The 18383-nt window shown below is 67.9% G+C and carries 21 protein-coding genes; 7 read left to right on the top strand and 14 right to left on the bottom strand.

What is annotated here, in order from left to right:
- Positions 1 to 258 precede the first annotated feature (258 nt).
- Positions 259 to 819, top strand: a complete 561-nt coding sequence (locus tag HMPREF2716_RS05415) for an HdeD family acid-resistance protein (protein WP_003096765.1) — start codon at positions 259 to 261, stop codon at positions 817 to 819.
- Positions 820 to 823: 4 nt separating this feature from the next.
- On the top strand, positions 824 to 1000 hold the full coding sequence (locus HMPREF2716_RS05410; RefSeq protein WP_003096763.1) for a hypothetical protein: 177 nt from the start codon (positions 824 to 826) through the stop codon (positions 998 to 1000).
- On the opposite strand, the gene HMPREF2716_RS05405 is transcribed toward HMPREF2716_RS05410, so the two are convergent.
- From HMPREF2716_RS05405 to HMPREF2716_RS05345, 13 genes are all read right to left on the bottom strand, one after another.
- Positions 997 to 1287 carry a cell division protein ZapA gene (locus HMPREF2716_RS05405; RefSeq protein ID WP_003105708.1) on the bottom strand — a complete coding sequence of 97 codons (291 nt, stop codon included), beginning with the start codon at positions 1285 to 1287 and terminating at the stop codon, positions 997 to 999. The genes HMPREF2716_RS05410 and HMPREF2716_RS05405 overlap by 4 nt on opposite strands.
- Complete coding sequence (locus HMPREF2716_RS05400) at positions 1284 to 1517, bottom strand: hypothetical protein (RefSeq protein WP_003105710.1); 234 nt, start codon at positions 1515 to 1517, stop codon at positions 1284 to 1286. Before HMPREF2716_RS05400 ends, HMPREF2716_RS05405 begins: the two co-directional genes overlap by 4 nt.
- A 95-nt stretch (positions 1518 to 1612) precedes the next feature.
- A complete protein-coding gene (locus HMPREF2716_RS05395) occupies positions 1613 to 1846 on the bottom strand; it encodes a hypothetical protein (protein WP_003105712.1) in 234 nt (77 codons plus the stop codon).
- A 13-nt stretch (positions 1847 to 1859) separates the two neighbouring features.
- The gene (locus HMPREF2716_RS05390; RefSeq protein WP_003117179.1) at positions 1860 to 2264 is read right to left on the bottom strand and encodes a hypothetical protein; all 405 of its coding nucleotides are present in this window, start codon (positions 2262 to 2264) and stop codon (positions 1860 to 1862) included.
- Positions 2265 to 2295: 31 nt separating this feature from the next.
- A complete protein-coding gene (locus tag HMPREF2716_RS05385; RefSeq protein ID WP_003096753.1) occupies positions 2296 to 2502 on the bottom strand; it encodes a helix-turn-helix domain-containing protein in 207 nt (68 codons plus the stop codon).
- 7 nt (positions 2503 to 2509) lie between these two features.
- Entirely contained in the window at positions 2510 to 3079 is a 570-nt protein-coding gene (locus tag HMPREF2716_RS05380) for a hypothetical protein (RefSeq protein ID WP_003096751.1), read from the bottom strand.
- A gap of 124 nt (positions 3080 to 3203) precedes the next feature.
- The gene (locus HMPREF2716_RS05375; RefSeq protein ID WP_003105716.1) at positions 3204 to 3977 is read right to left on the bottom strand and encodes an electron transfer flavoprotein subunit beta; all 774 of its coding nucleotides are present in this window, start codon (positions 3975 to 3977) and stop codon (positions 3204 to 3206) included.
- 35 nt (positions 3978 to 4012) lie between these two features.
- Positions 4013 to 5245 (bottom strand): electron transfer flavoprotein subunit alpha, encoded by a 1233-nt coding sequence (locus tag HMPREF2716_RS05370; RefSeq protein WP_019727058.1) that lies wholly within the window; start codon positions 5243 to 5245, stop codon positions 4013 to 4015.
- Between the two features lie 118 nt (positions 5246 to 5363).
- Entirely contained in the window at positions 5364 to 7325 is a 1962-nt protein-coding gene (dgcB, locus tag HMPREF2716_RS05365; RefSeq protein WP_023518208.1) for a dimethylglycine demethylation protein DgcB, read from the bottom strand.
- 103 nt (positions 7326 to 7428) lie between these two features.
- Entirely contained in the window at positions 7429 to 9489 is a 2061-nt protein-coding gene (gene dgcA, locus HMPREF2716_RS05360) for a dimethylglycine demethylation protein DgcA (RefSeq protein WP_070621834.1), read from the bottom strand.
- Positions 9490 to 9504: 15 nt separating this feature from the next.
- Positions 9505 to 10035: a DUF5943 domain-containing protein gene (locus HMPREF2716_RS05355; protein ID WP_003121333.1), complete on the bottom strand. Its 531-nt coding sequence runs from the start codon at positions 10033 to 10035 to the stop codon at positions 9505 to 9507.
- A 126-nt stretch (positions 10036 to 10161) separates the two neighbouring features.
- The gene (locus tag HMPREF2716_RS05350; RefSeq protein ID WP_003106042.1) at positions 10162 to 11139 is read right to left on the bottom strand and encodes a dipeptidase; all 978 of its coding nucleotides are present in this window, start codon (positions 11137 to 11139) and stop codon (positions 10162 to 10164) included.
- A gap of 221 nt (positions 11140 to 11360) precedes the next feature.
- Positions 11361 to 11831, bottom strand: a complete 471-nt coding sequence (locus HMPREF2716_RS05345; protein WP_023114997.1) for a nuclear transport factor 2 family protein — start codon at positions 11829 to 11831, stop codon at positions 11361 to 11363.
- A gap of 153 nt (positions 11832 to 11984) precedes the next feature.
- Between HMPREF2716_RS05345 and cls the strand changes: the two genes are divergently transcribed.
- The 5 genes from cls (at position 11985) to argE (ending at position 17424) form a co-directional block, all read left to right on the top strand.
- Positions 11985 to 13457, top strand: coding sequence for a cardiolipin synthase (gene cls, locus HMPREF2716_RS05340; protein ID WP_003121332.1), 1473 nt, complete (start codon positions 11985 to 11987; stop codon positions 13455 to 13457).
- A 293-nt stretch (positions 13458 to 13750) separates the two neighbouring features.
- Positions 13751 to 15103 (top strand): flavin-containing monooxygenase, encoded by a 1353-nt coding sequence (locus HMPREF2716_RS05335; protein ID WP_003122387.1) that lies wholly within the window; start codon positions 13751 to 13753, stop codon positions 15101 to 15103.
- Positions 15103 to 15525 (top strand): RidA family protein, encoded by a 423-nt coding sequence (locus HMPREF2716_RS05330; protein WP_003096732.1) that lies wholly within the window; start codon positions 15103 to 15105, stop codon positions 15523 to 15525. The genes HMPREF2716_RS05335 and HMPREF2716_RS05330 overlap by 1 nt, the downstream gene beginning before the upstream one ends.
- Positions 15526 to 15538: 13 nt before the next feature.
- Positions 15539 to 16213 (top strand): DUF1028 domain-containing protein, encoded by a 675-nt coding sequence (locus tag HMPREF2716_RS05325; protein WP_003106037.1) that lies wholly within the window; start codon positions 15539 to 15541, stop codon positions 16211 to 16213.
- 56 nt (positions 16214 to 16269) lie between these two features.
- Positions 16270 to 17424 carry an acetylornithine deacetylase gene (gene argE / locus HMPREF2716_RS05320; RefSeq protein WP_023518207.1) on the top strand — a complete coding sequence of 385 codons (1155 nt, stop codon included), beginning with the start codon at positions 16270 to 16272 and terminating at the stop codon, positions 17422 to 17424.
- Here the strand turns inward: argE and cdhR are convergent.
- Positions 17354 to 18364 carry an HTH-type transcriptional regulator CdhR gene (gene cdhR / locus HMPREF2716_RS05315; RefSeq protein ID WP_033863044.1) on the bottom strand — a complete coding sequence of 337 codons (1011 nt, stop codon included), beginning with the start codon at positions 18362 to 18364 and terminating at the stop codon, positions 17354 to 17356. The two genes, argE and cdhR, sit on opposite strands and share 71 nt — an antisense overlap.
- Positions 18365 to 18383: the final 19 nt, after the last annotated feature.

The raw sequence follows: 18383 nt of genomic DNA, 5'->3' as shown, positions 1-18383 counted from the left end.
CCTGGCGGGGCGCCGCTGCGGAGGAAAGGTCATGGACAATCTGCTGTTCTACGTCAGTTCCGCTTTCGTCAGCCTGCTGCTGGCCTGGAACCTGTTCGCCTGCTGGCGCCGCCAGCGGCCGCCGGAGAAGTCCCGGCCCTGAGCCCGCGCGCACGCCTTGCCTCCCGCCTCCGCCCCCTGACAGCCTCCCGGCAAAAGGACTAAGGTGGGAGGACTCAACCTGAACGGGCCGCTCAAGGGCGGCCTCTGGAGGCAAGCGTGGAAAACAATCCCCTGTGGGCCGAACTGGGCAAGCACTGGAAACTGGTGGCCCTGCGCGGCGTGGCGGCGCTGGTGTTCGGCGTCCTGACCCTGCTCTCGCCGGCCCTGGCGCTGACCGTGCTGGTGCTGTTCTGGGGCGCCTACGCGCTGGTGGACGGAGCGTTCGCCCTGATCGCCGCGTTCAACATGCGCAGCGATGGGCAGTTCAACTGGCCGCTGGCGCTGGTCGGGGTGATCGGCGTGGCGGCCGGCCTGGTTGCGTTCTTCTGGCCGCAACTGACCGCCATCGGCCTGCTCCTGATCATCGCCGGCTGGGCACTGGCGATGGGCATCTTCCAGATCGTCGCGGCGATCCGCCTGCGCAAGTCGATCCAGAACGAATGGTGGATGATCCTCTCTGGTGCCATCTCGGTGCTGTTCGGCGTGCTGATGATCGCCAACCCCGGCGCCGGGGCGCTGGCGGTGGTCTGGGTGATCGGCGCCTACGCGGTGTTCTTCGGCGTGTTGCTGGTCATGCTCGCGCTGCGCTTGCGCAAGACTTCGACCCTGAAGGCCTGACGCGGTGGCGGCGAAGCCGGCGGAGGAAACGCGCTGGTGCCTGTGGCGCCAGGACGACAACGGCAATGCCTTCGTCATGCGCCGCGACCTGACGCGCGACGAGGCCTGCGCGCTGGTCAAGGACTACCAGGCGCGCGGGCATCGGCAGCTGTATTGGGCGAGTCCGCAGGCGCGCGACTAGCCGGATGCCCCGGCGATCCGCTCGACCAGCGCTTCCAGACGCTGCTCCACCGCCCGCAGGCGCGGCGACTCGCCGTCGTTCGCGCCGAGCTGGCGGGCGCAGAGATTGAGCGCGGAGAGCACCACCAGCTCGTTGCTGGTGACGTAGGGAAACTTGCGCTTGTTGGCGTCCACTTCCGCTTGCAGCAACGCGGCAGCGTCCGCGAGGGCCCGCTCCTCGCCGGCCGGCACGCGGATCGAATAGTCCCGGCCGAGGATCGACAGGACCTGGACGCCGTCGCGGCTCATGCGCTAACCGGTTGCTGCGCGCTGAGGCGCTCGACCAGGGCTTCCAGGCGGGCCTGGGTGCCGCTCTGCTTTTCTTCCTGCTCGAGCATGGAGAGTTGCAGGGTTTCGTTTTCCTCGGTGGCCTGGCGCAGCTGCTGCTGAAGCTGGTCGTGGCTGTCGCGCAGGGCCTGGTTCTGTTGCAGTAGCTCGGCTACCAGGGTTTCCAGGCGTTCCAGGGTGTTCTCCAGCATGATCTCGTCCCAGTCGTTCAAAGGGCGCGCAGGATAAAGAAAAGCGCCTGCCGAAGCCAGGTCCGTGGTCGGTTGCCAGGCTTCGGCACCCGGCTTCACCAGTGAAAGCTGCCGCCCAGCGAGTAGTGCCCGGGGTCGGCGACGAAGGGATCGCGATCAGTGGCCGGCGGGCAGTTGCGCCGTTTCAGGCAGTCTTCGGCGCGCTCGGCGTAGCTGCGTTCGTCGCCGCTGACGCGGACGTCCGGAAGGATGCCGGAGAAGGAGGGATAGCCCTGGGCGCAGCCGACCAGGAACAGGAACGGCAGGAGAGGGAAGAGGCGTCGGCTCATGGGGATACTCCGATCATTGAGGTTGCTCGACGATGCGGCGGATGGTGCCGCCGCAGATGTCGGTGAAGCAGCGGTCGTAGTCGGAACCGCAGTTGAAGTTGCCGGAGCCGCCGAAGCCGTTGTAGCCGAACGAGGAGGAATAGCCTGGCGCCAGGCATTCCTTGCGCGCCTGCTTCTTGCTCTTGCCCTGGCTGCAATAGTGGTAGCTGCGCCGTTCCGCTTCGCGCAGGCGGTTTTCGTTCTGCCATTCCAGGCGCGCGAGGCTTTCGCACTGGCTCTGTTGCGTGCGGCACTGGGCGACGCAGGTGCGTCCCGCTTCGCTCGGCGGCATCACGTACTGGTAGCGGACGGAGGGGCCGCAGCCCGAGATCAGGGCGAGCGCGAGCGCAACGCCCGAGAGGTTCAGGTGTCTGTTCATGGTTTCTGGTTGGGAAAGGGTGGAGCGGGGATCAGTCGTCCGCGACGTATTCCAGGATGTCGCCCGGCTGGCAGTCCAGGAAGGCGCAGATCTTCTCCAGGGTGTCGAGGCGGATGCCCTTGACCTTGCCGTTCTTCAGCAGGGACAGGTTCTGTTCGGTGATACCGATGGCTTCCGCCAGCTCCTTGGAGCGGACCTTGTTCTTCGCCAGGATGACGTCTAGTCGGATGATGATCATGAGGTCGTCATATGAAGGCTCTTACTTCTTCGTCCAGTTTCCTGGCTTCGCTCATCATCAGGCCGAACGAGCAGAGAAAGATCGCCTTGAGAAACTCGTAGGCCGCTTCGGAAGTGAGTCCTATCGAAACGCTCAGGACACGCTCGCCGTCGGGCAGGTCGAGAGATAGTACAAGACCTTGCAGCGTATTGATAAATGGCTGGAGCAAGAGTGCCAGGAAGGACAGCAGGCCGATGTGCACCAGGGTCCTGGCGTTGCGCTGCGACCAGCGTTCGCCCTTGGCCAGGCGGCGGAAGAACAGCCCGGTGAGCGCCAGGCCGAACGCGGAAAGCAGGGTCGGCAGGTAGTCCAGCAGCATCAGCAGCGCCCGGCTGCTCCAGGACAGGACGAAGCCGTCGCTGGCCAGCCGCGGCATTTCATCGCTCCAGGCCTGCAGGTAGCCCTGCTCGCTGAGGCCGGAGAACCAGAGATGGGTGTTCGCTCCGAGTTCGATGCAGGCCATGCCCCAGGCCAGGATGGCGCAGAGCATGCCGAGCAGATAGAGCTTGTGGTTGCTGAGATGCGTGGACAGCGCCATGCCGGGTTCCCCTGTGTGTTTCGCGTCTGGATGGCGAAACTAGGGAATAAATTATCGTAATACAATAATTTATCGTCACCACGTCATAACTTGTGATCTGGCGCACAGTGCGTTCTGACCCGCTTCAGCGGATCACGCCTTCCTCGCGCAGGAGCTTGAAGATGGCTTCGGCGCCGGCTTCCGCCGAAAGATCCTTGAGTACCTGCCCGGTACCGCCGGAGGCCTTGGCGGTGGCGGCTTTCATTCGCTCGGCGCCGGTCTTCGCCTTGATTACCTTGAGCCGCTTCGGTCGCGGCCGGGCCGGTTGCAGGCTGTCTTCGGCGAGCAGCGGGTCGTCGACCACCTCCACCTCATGGGCCTCGATCTCGCCACGCCTAGCCGGGCCGAAGGCGCTCTGCCGGGCCACCGGCGCGGCATTGTCGACGCTGGCGACGAACGGCAGGCGTACCCGCAGTCGGCGTCGCTGGCCGCGAGGCAGAGCCTGGAGGACCTGAGCGCTGCCGTCTTCGACCTTCTCGACCTCGGCCAGGCCGACCACCAGTGGCCAGCCCAGGCGCTCGGCGAGGAGGAAGGGCAGCATCCCGGAGCCTTCCCCGGTTTCCGCCTGGCTGCCGGTGAGCACCAGTTGCGCGCGGGAGTCGCGCAGGTGCTCGGCCAGTGCGGGCAGGGCGTCGGCGCCGGCCGGCTGTTCCAGCACGGACAAGCGTTCCAGGCCCATGCCGAGATAGCCGCGCAGCGCCTCGGCGTGCGGGTCGCCGGCGTGCAGCACCTGTAGGCGTGGGCCGCTCAGGCGCAGGCCGAGTTCCACCGCGCGGGCGTCCTGTTCGGCACGGCGCGGGCGTCCGGAGGCGGGATGGGCGCCGATGGAGACCAGCGCGACGATGTTCAGCTCAGTCATGGTTCGATACCGATGAAAGGTACGTGGAAGCGGGTTCAGGCCGCATCGCGGGCGGCGCCGTTGCGGTGTGCCTCGGCCAGGCGGATCAGCGCGCGGAGGATTTCCGTCGAGTCGCCGATCACCGAGAGATCGGCGCGCTTGATCATGTCGCAGCCGGCGTCGCGGTTCACCGCCACCACCTTGTCGCAGGCGCCTATGCCCTGCAGGTGCTGGATCGCCCCGGAGATGCCCACCGCCAGGTAGACCCGCGCGGTGACCCAGGTACCGGTGGCGCCGACCTGGCGGTTGCGCGGCATGTGCCCGTCGTCCACCGCCACCCGCGAGGCGCCCTCGGTGGCGCCGAGGACGGCGGCGGCCTGGTGGAACAGCGTCCAGTCCTGCACGCCGTTGCCGCCGGAGAGAATGAATTCGGCCTCGGCCATGGGAATCCGCGCCGGGTCCACGGCCACCGGGCCGAGGTCCTCGATGCGTGGCAGGTTGCGCGCCACCTGCTCGGCCATGTGCAGTTCGCGAACCTCATGGCGGGTCTCGCTGACCGGCTCGGCGCATTCCGCCGCGGCCAGCAGCAGGCGCGGCAGGGCGCGCTGGATGTCCTCGCGGCCGGCGCCGGCGCGGCCGATGCAGCGGCCGTCCTCGACCTGCCAGACGCGACCGGCCGGCCGCTCGCCGAGCGCGGCGGCCAGGCGCCGGCCCAGTTCGCCGCCGCCGTTGCGACTGTCCGGGAACAGCCAGTGGCGCGGGGCGAGCTGGTTCTCCAGGTTGCGCAGGGCGAGTATTCGCTGCTCGGGCGCGTAGCCGTCGTACTCGCCGCCGGAGAGGTGCAGCAGGCGGTCGACGCCGGCGCTGTCGAAGGCGCTTTCCTTGTGTTCGCCGAACACTACGGCGAGCACCGCGCCGTCGTTGCCGGCGAGCTTGCGGGCCAGTCCGAGGAGGTCCTTGTCGTGGCTGGAGAGACGGCCGCCGACCATGTCCGGGACCACCGCGACGAGGAATGCCGGTTGCTCGACCACATGCAGCGGCAACTGCGCTTCCTGCGCTACGCTGGCGCGGCGCGCGCCGCTGCCCTGCTGGCCGCCGGAGCGATCGATGCGGCGGATGCCGTTGGGGCCGACGAAGCCGACGGCGTGCGGGTTCTTGCGGATCACGCCGTGGGGGCCCATCCAGCGCACCTCGCCGCCTTGGGCGGACTGCATGGCCGCATGCAGCGGATGCAGGCGGTTGCGGGCGATCCATTCGGCGCGTGGATCGCGACGGACGATATCGTTCATGCGGAATGCTTCCTGTGGCTGCGGCTACCCGATCCTGCGGCCCCCTCCCTGGAGGGAGAGGCCGCTATCCATGCTGCCCCGGTTAGCAGCGGGTTCGATGTGAAGCTCGACACTCTCATCAATGCACCTCCGCCACGGCTTCACGCCGCAACGGCTTTTTTGCCGGCGCTTCCGCCTGTTCTATCAGCGCTTCCGCTACCAGCTCGGCGATGTCCTTGATCTCCGGCCGCGGCGCCACTACGCCTTCGAGCATCGCGGTGCACTGCGGGCAGCCGACGGCCACCAGCTCGGCGCCGGTCTCGCGGATGTCGGCCATGCGCATGTCGGGAATCCGTTGCTTGCCGGGGATGTCGGTGATCGGCGCGCCGCCACCGCCGCCGCAACAGCGCGAGCGGAAGCCGGAGCGTTGCATTTCCTTGACCTCGATGCCGAGTGCGCGCAGCACGTTGCGCGGCGCCTCGTACTCGCCGTTGTAGCGGCCCAGGTAGCAGGGGTCGTGGTAGGTGACGCTGCCGGCCTTGCTGCGGCCCGGTTGCAGCGTGCCGGCGCGCAGCAGTTCGTCGATGAAGGTGCTGTGGTGCAGTACCTCGTAGTCGCCGCCGAGGGCGCCGTATTCGTTCTTCAGCACATGGAAGCTGTGCGGGTCGCAGCTGACGATGCGGGTGAAGCGGTATTTCGCCAGGGTCGCGATATTGCGCCTGGCCAGGTTCTGGAAGGTCGCCTCGTCGCCCAGCCGGCGCGCCACGTCGCCGCTGTCGCGCTCCTCCAGGCCGAGCACGGCGAAGTCCACCGCGGCCGCCTTGAGGATCTTCACGAAGGCGCGCAGGGTGCGCTGGTTGCGCATGTCGAAGGCGCCATCGCCGACCCAGAACAGCACGTCGGCGCTCTTCTTCTCGCTCATCAGCGGCAGGTTCAGGTCGGCCGCCCAGTTCAACCGGCCGCCGGGGGCGAAGCCGCCGGGGTTGTCGGTGGCGATCAGGTTGTCCAGCACCTCGGCGCCCTTGTTCGGTGTGGCGCCTTTCTCCAGGGTCAGGTGGCGGCGCATGTCGACGATGGCGTCGACGTGCTCGATCATCATCGGGCACTCCTCGACGCAGGCCCGGCAGGTGGTGCAGGACCACAGGGTGTCGGCGTCGACCAGGGCCTTGCCATCCAGCGCGACGATCGGCTGGTGCGGGCCGCCGCCGTGCTCGCCCAGCGGTTTGCCTGGATAGGGGCTGCCGGCGAACTTCGCGTCGTTGCCTCCGGCCAGGCCGATGACCATGTCCTGGATCAGCTTCTTCGGGTTCAGCGGCTGGCCGGCGGCGAACGCCGGGCACATCGCCTCGCACTTGCCGCACTGCACGCAGGCGTCGAACCCGAGCAACTGGTTCCAGGTGAAGTCGCTGGGCTTTTCCACGCCCAGCGGCGCCTGCGGATCGGCCAGGTCGAGCGCCTTGAGGCCGGTGGAGCGGCCGCCGCCGAAGCGTTCGGCGCGGCGGTGCCAGGCCAGGTGCAGGGCACCGGCGAAGGCGTGCTTCATCGGCCCGCCCCAGGTCATGCCGAGGAACAGCTCGGACACGCCCCAGGCCACGCCAAGGGCGAGGAGGCCGGCGAGGAACCAGCCGCCGAAGCCTTCCGGCAGGATCCCGGCCACCGGCAGGGTGGCGAGGAAGAAGCTCGCGGCGAACGCCAGCAGGCTCTTCGGCAGGCGCATCCAGGGGCCCTTCGACAGCCGCGACGGTGGGTCGAGGCGGCGGCGGGCGACGAACAGCGCGCCGACGAACATCAGCGCCGTGGCCGCCAGCAGGGCGAAGCCGAGGATCCGGCCGTGCAGCCCGAAACCGTGCACCAGGATCGCCAGCAGCGCCGCCAGGACGAAGCCGCCGGCGGTGGCGACGTGGGTCCTGGACATGTACCTGTCGCGCTCTACCACATGGTGCAGGTCCACCAGGTAGCGACGCGGCATCTGCAAGAGGCCGCCGATCCAGTCGACCTTGGCGGGTCGGCCGCGGCGCCACATGAGGAAGCGCTTCGCGGCGCCGAGCACGGCAAGTGCCAGGGCGGCGAAGAGCAGGACGGGGAGGAGGGTGTCGAGCATTTCTGGTCTCCCTGCGGGACGTCAGGCGGCGCTGGATCGGCCTCCTCTCCCGCTTGCGGGAGAGGGGGGCCGGCCGTGCCGGTCGGATGCCACGAGGCGTGTCTTAGAAATCCTTGCACAAGCGCAGCGCGTCATAGATCGCCGCATGGGTGTTGCGCTGGGCCACGCAGTCGCCGATGCGGAACAGCAGGTAGCCTTCTCCGGACTGGCTGAGGCAGGGCTGCGGCTGGATCGCGAACAGCGCCTCGACGTCGATCTGGCCCTTGTTCCGCGAGCCCTGCTTGAGCGCGTAGTAGAGGCTCTCGTCGGGGCGCACGCCGTTTTCCACCACCACCTGGTCGACCACCCGCTCTTCCCGCGCGCCGGTGTATTCGTTCTCCAGCACCGCCACCAGCTTGTCGCCCTCGCGGTAGACCTTCTCCAGCATGAGGTCGCCGGTCATGATCACTTCCTTGGGATACATGCTGCGGTAGTAGGTGGGGAAGGTGGTGCCGCCGATGGCCACGCCCGGCTTGATGTCGTCGGTGACGATCTCCACCTGGGCGCCCTTGTCGGCGAGGAAGTCCGCCACCGACATGCCGCTGAACTCGCAGATGGTGTCGTAGACCAGCACGTTCTTGCCTGGCTCGACCGTGCCGTCGAGCACGTCCCAGCTGCTCACCACCAGGCCTTCGGCGGCGCCCCAGTGTTCGTTCTGCTCGAGGAACGGATGTCCGCCGTTGGCCAGCACCACCACGTCCGGGCGCAGGTCGAGGATGGTCTCGGGGTCGGCCGCGGTGCCCAGGCGCAGGTCGATGCCCAGGCGCGCCAGCTCCAGCTGGTACCAACGGGTGATGCCGGCGATCTGGTCGCGTTGCGGCGCCTTGGCGGCGGTGGTGATCTGGCCGCCGAGCTGCTCCTTCTTCTCGAACAGGGTCACGTCGTGGCCACGCTCGGCCGCCACGCGGGCCGCTTCCATCCCGGCCGGCCCGCCGCCGACCACCACCACCTTGCGCTTCGGTCCGGCGGACTTCTCGATGATGTGCGGCACGCCCATGTATTCGCGGGAGGTCGCGGCGTTCTGGATGCACAGCACGTCCAGGCCCTGGTACTGGCGGTCGATGCAGTAGTTGGCGCCGACGCACTGCTTGATCTGGTCGACCTGGCCCATCTTGATCTTGGCGATCAGGTGCGGGTCGGCGATGTGCGCGCGAGTCATGCCGACCATGTCCACGTAGCCGCCTTCGAGGATGCGCGTGGCCTGGTTCGGGTCCTTGATGTTCTGCGCGTGTAGCACCGGCACGTCGACCACTTCCTTGATGCCGGCCGCCAGGTGCAGGAACGGCTCCGGCGGGAAGGGCATGTTGGGGATGACGTTGGCCAGGGTATTGTGGGTATCGCAGCCGGAGCCGACCACGCCGATGAAGTCGAGCATGCCGGTATCGCTGTAGTACTTGGCGATCTGCTTCATGTCCTCGTGGGACAGGCCGTCCGGGTGGAACTCGTCGCCGCAGATGCGCATGCCGACGCAGAAGTCCTCGCCGACCTCGGCGCGCACCGCCTTGAGCACCTCGAGGCCGAACTTCATGCGCCCCTCGAAGCTACCGCCCCATTCGTCGGTGCGCTTGTTGACCCGTGGGCTCCAGAACTGGTCGATCATGTGCTGGTGCACGGCGGACAGCTCGACGCCGTCCAGGCCGCCTTCCTTGGCGCGGCGGGCGGCCTGCGCGTAGTTGCCGATGACCCGCCAGATCTCCTCCACCTCGATGGTCTTGCAGGTGGCGCGGTGCACCGGCTCGCGGATACCCGACGGCGACATCAGGGTCGGCCAGTGGTAGCCGTCCCAGCGCGAACGGCGCCCCATGTGGGTAATCTGGATCATGATCTTGGCGCCGTGCTTGTGCATGGCGTCCGCCAGGTTCTGGAAGTGCGGGATGATCCGGTCGGTGGACAGGTTCACCGAACTCCACCACTGCTGCGGGCTGTCGATGGCGACCACCGAGGAGCCGCCACAGATGGCCAGGCCGATGCCGCCCTTGGCCTTTTCCTCGTAGTACTTCACGTAGCGCTCGGTGGTCATCCCGCCGTCGGTGGCGTAGACCTCGGCGTGGGCGGTGGAGAGCACGCGGTTGCGGATGGTCAGCTTGCCGATCTGGATCGGCTGGAACATTGCTTCGAAGGCCATGACCCTTTCCTCGGCTTACAGGGGTTTGACGACGAACAGGCCGTCTTCGTGACCGTCCTCGGCGCCGCTGTAGACCTGTTCGGCCACGGTGCGCAGTCTGCTGCCACGGGCGGCGAGGATCTGGTCCATGGCGCCGGCGAACCAGCCGGTGAACATGTAATCGACCTTGCGATTGACCTTGCCGTAGACGTAGACGAAGGCGGAGTGCCGCAGGCGGACCTCGGCGGTGCCTTCCTCGAGGTTGATCCGCTCGATCTCGAACAGGCCCCAGCCGCGCTGGGACAGGCGCTTCATGTAGTGCTCGAACACCGCCACGCCCTCCAGGCCGTGACATTCGGCTTCCTTCTCGCACCAGTGCCAGGCGGACTTGTAGCCGGCCTTGTAGAGGATCTCGGCGTAGGCGTCGGCGCCCAGCACTTCCTCGATGCCCATGTGGTTGTTGACGAAGAAATGTCGCGGTACGTAGAGCATCGGCAGGGCGTCGGTGGTCCAGACGCCGGTCTCGCTGTCGACCTCGATGGGCAGTTGGGGGGCATGTTTGGCCATGGTGTAAGCTCCGATTCTTTTGACTCCCTCTCTCCCTTCAGGGAGAGAGGCGGGGAGAGGGAAGATGGGTGCGATGCAATGCCCCTCCCTGGAGGAAGAGGCGACGAGTCGGGAGTGGGCCGGGAGTTACTCGCCCCAGACGTCGCGCAGGACCCTTACCCAGTTCTCGCCCATCACCTTGCGCACCACGCGCTCGGGCATGCCGCGCTCGAGCAGGGTCTCGGTGAGGTTGGGGAATTCGCCGACGGTGCGGATGCCCAGCGGGTTGACGATCTTGCCGAAGTTGGTCAGGCGCCGGGCGTAGCCCTTGTCGTGGGTCAGCCACTCGAAGAAGTCGTGGCCGTGGCCCTGGGTGAAATCGGTGCCGATGCCGATGGCGTCCTCGCCGACGATGTTCATCACGTACTCGATGGCCTCGGCGTAGTCGTCGATGGTCGAGTCGATGCCTTTCTTGAGGAACGGCGCGAACATGGTCACACCGACGAAGCCGCCATGATCGGCGATGAACTTCAGCTCCTCGTCGGACTTGTTGCGCGGGTGTTCCTTGAGGCCGGACGGCAGGCAGTGGGAGTAGCAGACCGGCTTCTTCGATTCGAGGATGACCTCTTCGGAAGTCTTGCTGCCGACGTGGGAGAGGTCGCACATGATGCCGACCCGGTTCATCTCCGCGACGATCTCCCGACCGAAGCCGGAGAGCCCGCCGTCACGCTCGTAGCAGCCGGTGCCGACCAGGTTCTGGGTGTTGTAGCACATCTGCACGATGCCCACGCCGAGCTGCTTGAACACCTCGACGTAGCCGATCTGGTCCTCGAATGCGTGGGCATTCTGGAAGCCGTAGAGGATGCCGGTCTTGCCCTGCTCCTTGGCCTTGCGGATGTCCGCGGTGCTGCGCACCGGGATCACCAGGTCGCTGTTGTCGCGGATCAGCTTGTTGCTGGCGACGATATTGTTCACCGTCGCCTGGAAGCCTTCCCATACCGATACGGTGCAATTGGCGGCGGTCAGGCCGCCCTTGCGCATGTCCTCGAACAGTTCGCGGTTCCACTTGGCGATGATCAGACCGTCGATGACGATGCTGTCGGCGTGCAATTCGGCTGGGCTCATCTGGCATACCCCTTTCAGGCTGGGCGCGCCGGGACTTGTGCCGACGCTTTGGGGGCAGCATATCGTCGGGGCCCGACGCGACCCGGCCCGAAAACGACCAGGGTCGTGCCGAAAGCGTCAAGCGTGCGACCGCAACGACGGGGGGCAATGTCGCGGATGGAACAGGCGCTGGCCGCCCGGGGCCGGCAACGGGGAGTGCGCGCGCCCCTGCCGGCGCGGGTTCAGAGGCCGAGTTCGCCGAGCGACGGATGGTCGTCCGGCCGGCGCCCCAGCGGCCAGCGGAACAGCCGCTGGTCCTCGCGGATCGGCAGGTCGTTGATGCTGGCGTGACGTTCGTACATCAATCCCTGCTCGTCGAACGCCCAGTTCTCGTTGCCGTAGGAGCGGAACCAGTTGCCCGAGTCGTCGTGCCATTCATAGGCGAAGCGCACGGCGATGCGGTTGCCGGTAAACGCCCAGAGTTCCTTGATCAGCCGGTACTCCTGCTCGCGCTGCCACTTGCCGCTGAGGAATTCGACGATCCGCTCGCGGCCGCGGACGAAGGTCGAGCGATTGCGCCAGACGCTGTCGGGACTGTAGGCCAGCGAGACGCGCTGCGAGTCGCGGCTGTTCCAGCCGTCCTCGGCGGCGCGGACCTTCTGCGCGGCGGTTTCGGCGGTGAAGGGGGGAAGCGGGGGACGGACGTCGCTCATGGCGGGCTCCTCGGTCTGCGGTGGTTTTCGATGGGAACAGCGTAGGGCAGGGCGAGCGCGGCCGAATGACGTCGATCCCACGGATCCTGCCAATCCCGCCTCGCCCCCTGGCTGTTTGCCAGGCTGGCCAGACCTACCCCGGAGAGGGCTATGATGGCCGCCACCGGAGTGGACAAGGATCGACCTCGCGCAATGACCTCCACCACCTACCTCGGCCTGCTGCTGGTCGGTATCCAGGTACTCGGCTTCGTCGCCGCCATCCATGCCGTGCTCACCGTGCGCACCGCCCAGGGCGCGATCGCCTGGGCCACCTCGTTGGTATTCATGCCGTACCTGACCCTGCTGCCGTACCTGGTGTTCGGTCGCAGCCGTTTCGACGCCTACATCGAGGCGCGGCGCCAGGCCAACCGCGAGATGCACCTGGCGGCCGCCGAGCTGGACTGGCGTCCCTGGGTCGAGGAGGCCCTGGCGGCCCGCCAGGTCAGCGGCTACAAGGGGCTCAAGGCGCTGGTGCGGATGACCCGCACGCCGACCCTGGCGAACAACCGGGTGCGCCTGCTGGTCAACGGCGAGGCCAGCTTCGAGGCGATGTTCAAGGCGATTTCCGCCGCCCGCCAGGTGATCCTGGTGCAGTTCTTCATCGTCCGCGACGACGCCCTCGGCCAGCGCCTCCAGCAACTGCTGCTGGAACGTGCGGCCAACGGCGTCGAGGTGTTCTTCCTCTATGACGCCATCGGCAGCCACGCGCTGCCGCACCGCTATGTCGAGCGGCTGCGCCAGGGCGGCGTGCAGATGCATGGCTTCAGCACCGGCAGCGGCATGCTCAACCGCTTCCAGGTGAATTTCCGCAACCACCGCAAGGTCGTGGTGGTGGATGGCGAGTGCGGTTTCGTCGGCGGGCACAACGTCGGCGTCGAGTACCTCGGCGAGAAGCCGCCGCTGGCGCCCTGGCGCGACACCCACATGGAACTGCGCGGGCCGGCGGTGGCGTGCCTGCAGGAAAGCTTCGCCGAGGACTGGTACTGGGCGACCCACAGCCTGCCGCCGCTGATCCTGCCGCCGCAGTACGACAGCGAGGGCGCGCTCTGCCAGGTAGTCGCCAGCGGTCCGGCGGATGCCCAGGAAACCTGCTCGCTGTTCTTCGTCGAGATGATCAACGCCGCCCACGAGCGGGTCTGGATCACCTCGCCGTATTTCGTTCCCGACGAAGCGGTGATGGCCGCCCTGCGCCTGGCGGTGCTGCGCGGCGTCGACGTGCGCCTGCTGATACCCTCGCGCCCGGACCACCGCACGGTGTATGCCGCGTCCAGCCTCTACGCGCTGGAGGCGATCCGTGCCGGGGTCAAGGTGTTCCGCTACCAGCCCGGCTTCCTCCACCAGAAGGTGGTGCTGGTGGACCGCGACACCGCCGCCGTCGGCAGCGCCAACCTGGACAACCGTTCGTTCCGGCTGAATTTCGAGGTGATGGTGGTGACCGTCGACGAGGGCTTCGCCGGCGAGGTGGAGGCGATGCTCGAGGCGGACTTCGCCGAGTCGCTCGAATTCACTCCGGAAGACCGCCGCAGCGTGCGCCGCCTGCAGCAACTGGGGATGCGCGTGGCGCGGCTGGTCTCGCCGATCCTCTGAAAACCTTCGCGAACTCTGTACGTCGGCAAAACCGCGTTGGAAACGGCTTCGGAAAGCTCGGTTGCCGTTCGGGGACTCCGCTTCCCCGTCCGTTTTCGCCCGGTTTCTCCAGCTCGCCAGATCGTCGGCAGGTCCTGAGCGACGCCTCTGCCGCCCGCCGACCGCGCGGGCGTGCAGCTTTTCCCTAGCCAGCGACTACAAAAATCATAATTTCGCTATTCCCCGGCTCTGAACAGAATGCGGCCATCACGCAACCGCAGAACAAGAACGACCAGAGTCCGAGGAACCGAGCCATGACCGACCTGAATCGCACCGCCTTGCCCTCGCGCACGGACGGGACCGTGGAAAAGACCGACACCCTCGTCGTCGGCGCCGGCCAGGCCGGCGTGGCGATGAGCGAGCACCTGAGCCGGCTCGGCGTGCCGCACCTGGTCCTGGAGCGCAACCGCATCGCCGAGGCCTGGCGCAGCGGACGCTGGGATTCGCTGGTGGCCAACGGCCCGGCCTGGCACGACCGCTTCCCGGGAATGGAATTCGACATCGATCCCGACGGTTTCCCCGGCAAGGACCAGGTGGCGGCCTATTTCGAGGCCTACGCGAAGAAATTCGACGCGCCGATCCGTACCGGCGTCGAGGTGAGGAAGGTGGTGCGCAATGTCGGCCGCCCCGGCTTCACCGTGGACACCTCCGCAGGGACCATCGAGGCCAACCGCGTGGTCGCCGCCACTGGCCCGTTCCAGCGTCCGGTGATCCCGCCGATCGCGCCGCGCGACGAGCGTATCCGGCAGATCCACTCGGCCCACTACTACAACCCGCAGCAGCTGCCCGAAGGTGCGGTACTGGTGGTCGGCGCCGGTTCGTCGGGGGTACAGATCGCCGACGAGCTGCAACGTGCCGGGCGCCAGGTCTACCTCTCGGTGGGCGCTCATGACCGTCCGCCGCGTTCCTACCGCAACCGCGACTTCTGCTGGTGGCTGGGCGTGCTCGGCGAATGGGATGCGGAAGTCGCCAAGCCCGGGCGCGAGCATGTGACCATCGCCGTGAGCGGTGCCCGCGGCGGACATACCGTGGACTTCCGCGCCCTGGCGCATCAGGGCGTGACCCTGGTCGGACTGACCGAATCCTTCGTCGACGGCGTCGCGACCTTCCGGCCGGACCTGGCGGAGAACCTGGCGCGCGGCGACGAGAACTACCTGGCGTTGCTCGACGCCGCCGACGCCTATATCGCCCGCAACGGCCTTGACCTGCCGGAAGAGCCCGAGGCGCGCCGCCGGCTGCCGGACCCGCAGTGCGTGACCGATCCGATCCTCGAACTGGACCTGGCCGAGGCCGGGGTGGGCAGCATCATCTGGGCCACCGGCTATGCCGTCGACTTCGGCTGGCTGCAGGTCGATGCCTTCGACCGCGACGGCAAGCCGCGCCACCAGCGTGGCGTGTCCAGCGAACCCGGCGTGTATTTCATCGGCCTGCCCTGGCTGTCGCGGCGCGGCTCCTCGTTCATCTGGGGCGTCTGGCACGACGCGCGCCATGTCGCCGACCACATCGCCATCCAGCGCAAGTACCTCGCATACCGCGACGCCGCCCAGCGCCAGGAACAGGACCGCGCCTCGCAAGCTCCGCAAACCAGCCTCCAGGAAGTCAGCTGATGCCTACCCATACCCGCATTCGCATGTTCAACACCAAGGACACCTACCCCAACCAGTCCCTGGACAACGATCTCTGCCAGGCCGTGCGCGCCGGCAACACGGTGTACGTGCGCGGCCAGGTCGGCACCGACTTCGACGGCAACCTGGTCGGCCTCGGCGACCCGCGCGCCCAGGCCGAGCAGGCGATGAAGAACGTCAAGCAACTGCTTGAGGAAGCCGGCAGCGACCTCTCGCACATCGTCAAGACCACCACCTACCTGATCGATCCGCGCTACCGCGAGCCGGTCTATCGCGAAGTCGGCAAGTGGCTCAAAGGGGTGTTCCCGATCTCCACCGGACTGGTGGTCTCGGCCCTCGGCCAGCCGCAGTGGCTGATGGAGATCGACGTGATCGCGGTGATTCCCGACGACTGGCAGCAATGAGGAGGCGCGCGCCATGACCTTTTCCATCGTCGGCCGCTGCGCCGAAACCGGCCAGCTGGGCATCGCCATCAGCTCGTCGAGCATCGCCGTCGGCGCCCGTTGTCCCTGGCTGCGCGCCGGCACCGGCGCGGTGGCTACGCAGAACATCACCCTGCCGGCGCTCGGCCCGCAGATCCTCGACCGCCTCGACCAGGGCCTGGCCCCTGGCGAAGCGCTGGACCAGGCGCTGAGCAGCAACGGCTATGGCCAGTATCGCCAGGTCACGGTGATCGACCAGCACGGCCGCACCGCGTTGTTCACCGGCCGCGAGGCGCTCGGCGTCCACCATGCGCGGGCCGGCGAACAATGCGTGGCGGCCGGCAACCTGCTGGCCGCGCCGGAAGTGATCGAGGCGATGGTGGATGCCTTCGAGAACGCCGAAGGCCTGCTCGCCGAGCGCCTGCTGGCGGCGATGCGTGCCGCGCTGGCCGCTGGTGGCGAAGCCGGGCCGGTGCATTCGGCGGCGCTGTCGGTGGTCGGCGACCTGCTCTGGCCGGTGGTCGACCTGCGCGTCGACTGGGCCGAGCACGACCCCATCGGCCAGCTCGAGCGACTGTGGCTCGCCTACAAGCCGCAGATGCAGGACTATGTGACCCGCGCCCTCGACCCGACCCGTGCGCCGAGCTACGGCGTGCCCGGCGACGAGTGAGCGGGTCGTTCCCTTCCTCGACGGCGCAGCGCGAGACCTGCGCCCTGGAGCCCGACATGCCCGGCAGCCGCGACATCCTCGCCGACCTGGTGGCCTTCGACACCGTCAGCCGCGAGTCCAACCTGGCGCTGATCGACTACGTCCGCGACTACCTGGCGGGTTTCGGCGTCGACAGCGAACTGTTCTTCGACGCCGACGGCCGCAAGGCCAATCTCTATGCCACCATCGGCCCCAGCGACCGTGGCGGCGTCTGCCTTTCCGGGCATACCGACGTGGTGCCGGCGGACGGCCAGGCCTGGAGCGTGCCGCCGTTCCGGCTCAGCGAGCGCGATGGCCGCCTCTACGGGCGTGGCACGGCGGACATGAAGGGCTACCTGGCCTGCGTGCTGGCGGCCGTCCCGGCGTTCCTCGCCGCGCCGTTGCGCCTGCCGGTGCACCTGGCGTTCTCCTACGACGAGGAAGTCGGCTGCCTGGGCGTCCGTTCGCTGCTCGCGGCGCTGGAGCGGCGTCCGCACAAGCCGTTGCTGTGCATCATCGGCGAGCCCACCGAGCTGAAGCCGGTGCTCGGCCACAAGGGCAAGCTGGCCATGCGCTGCGAGGTGCACGGCGCGGCCTGCCATTCGGCCTACGCGCCGCAGGGGGTGAATGCCATCGAATACGCCGCGCGGCTGATCGGCCGCCTCGGCGAGATCGGCGCGCGCCTGGCGGCGCCGGAGCGCCACGACCGGCGTTTCGACCCGCCCTACTCGACGGTGCAGACCGGACTGATCCAGGGCGGCCGGGCGCTGAACATCGTGCCCGCCGAGTGCCGCTTCGACTTCGAGGTCCGCGCGCTGCCGGCGGACGACCCGCGGCAGGTCGCCGAGGAACTCCGCGACTATGCCGAAAGCGAACTGCTGCCGCGGATGCGCGCGGTGGAGCGAAGTACCGATATCCGCTTCACGCCGCTATCGGCCTATCCCGGCCTGCTCACCGCAGACGACAGCCAGGCGGCGGAGCTGATCGGCCTGCTCAGCGGTTCGACGGATTTCTCCACCGTGGCCTTCGGCACCGAGGGCGGGCTGTTCCACCAGGTCGGTATCCCGGCGGTGATCTGCGGTCCCGGCAGCATGGACCAGGGCCACAAGCCGGACGAGTTCGTCAGCCTCGCTCAGCTCGAGGCGTGCGATGCCCTGCTGGCGCGCCTGGCGGCGTGGCTGCGGGAGCCTTGAGCGGCAGCACCGCGCGATCCTGGCTGGGACTGGCGGCGAAGCGCGCGCGGTAGCTGCGGGAGAAGTACGACGGCGACTCGAAGCCGCAGGCCAGGCTCACCTGTAGCACGCTGAGGTCGGTCTGGCGCAGCAACTGGCGGGCCTTGTCCAGGCGCAGGCCGAGGTAGAAGTTCGAGGGCGTGTCGTCCAGGTGCACGCGGAACAGCCGTTCCAGCTGGCGGCGGGTGACCTGGATGCGCTCGGCCAGCTCCAGGGTGGTCAGTGGCGGCTCGGTATGCCGCTCCATCTCGCCGATCACCTGCACCAGCTTGCGGTTGCTCACGCCATAGCGGGTCGCCACCTGCAGGCGCTGGTGGTCCTGGCGCGGGCGGATGCGGCTGAGCACGAACTGCTCGGAAACCTGCACCGCCAGTTGCGGACCGTGGGCCTGGGCGATCAGGTCGAGCATCAGGTCGATGGAGGCGGTGCCGCCGGCCGAGGTGATGCGCGGACCGTCGATCTCGAACAGCTCCTGGGTCACGCTCAGTTGCGGGTAGGACTCCTGGAAGGCGTCGATGGCTTCCCAGTGCAGGGTCGCGCGGCGCCCGTCGAGCAGACCGGCCTCGGCCAGCACCACGCTGCCGGTATCGATGCCGCCGAGGGTCACGCCGTTGCGATCGAGCTTGCGCAGCCACTGCACCAGTGCCGGGGTGACCGCCCGCAGCGGCTCGAAACCGGCCACCACGAACAGCAGGTCTCCTTTCTTCAGCGGCTCCAGCGCGCCGTCGCTGTTCACCGACATGCCATTGCTGGCCAGCACCGGACCGCCGTCGGCGCTGAGCACGTGCCAGCGGTAGAGGTCGGCGTGGAAGCGGTTGGCCACTCGCAGTGGCTCCACGGCGGAAACGAAGCCCATTACCGAGAAGCCGGGCAGCAGGAGAAACCAGAAGTCCTGGGACATGGGGCGCTCCGGGGTTGAG

Origin of the sequence: Pseudomonas sp. HMSC076A11, from assembly GCF_001810205.1 — a bacterium.
Taxonomy (GTDB): Bacteria; Pseudomonadota; Gammaproteobacteria; order Pseudomonadales; family Pseudomonadaceae; genus Pseudomonas; species Pseudomonas aeruginosa.
Note: the sequence above shows the minus strand (reverse complement) of the source record. Positions and strands in the feature narration are given on the sequence as shown.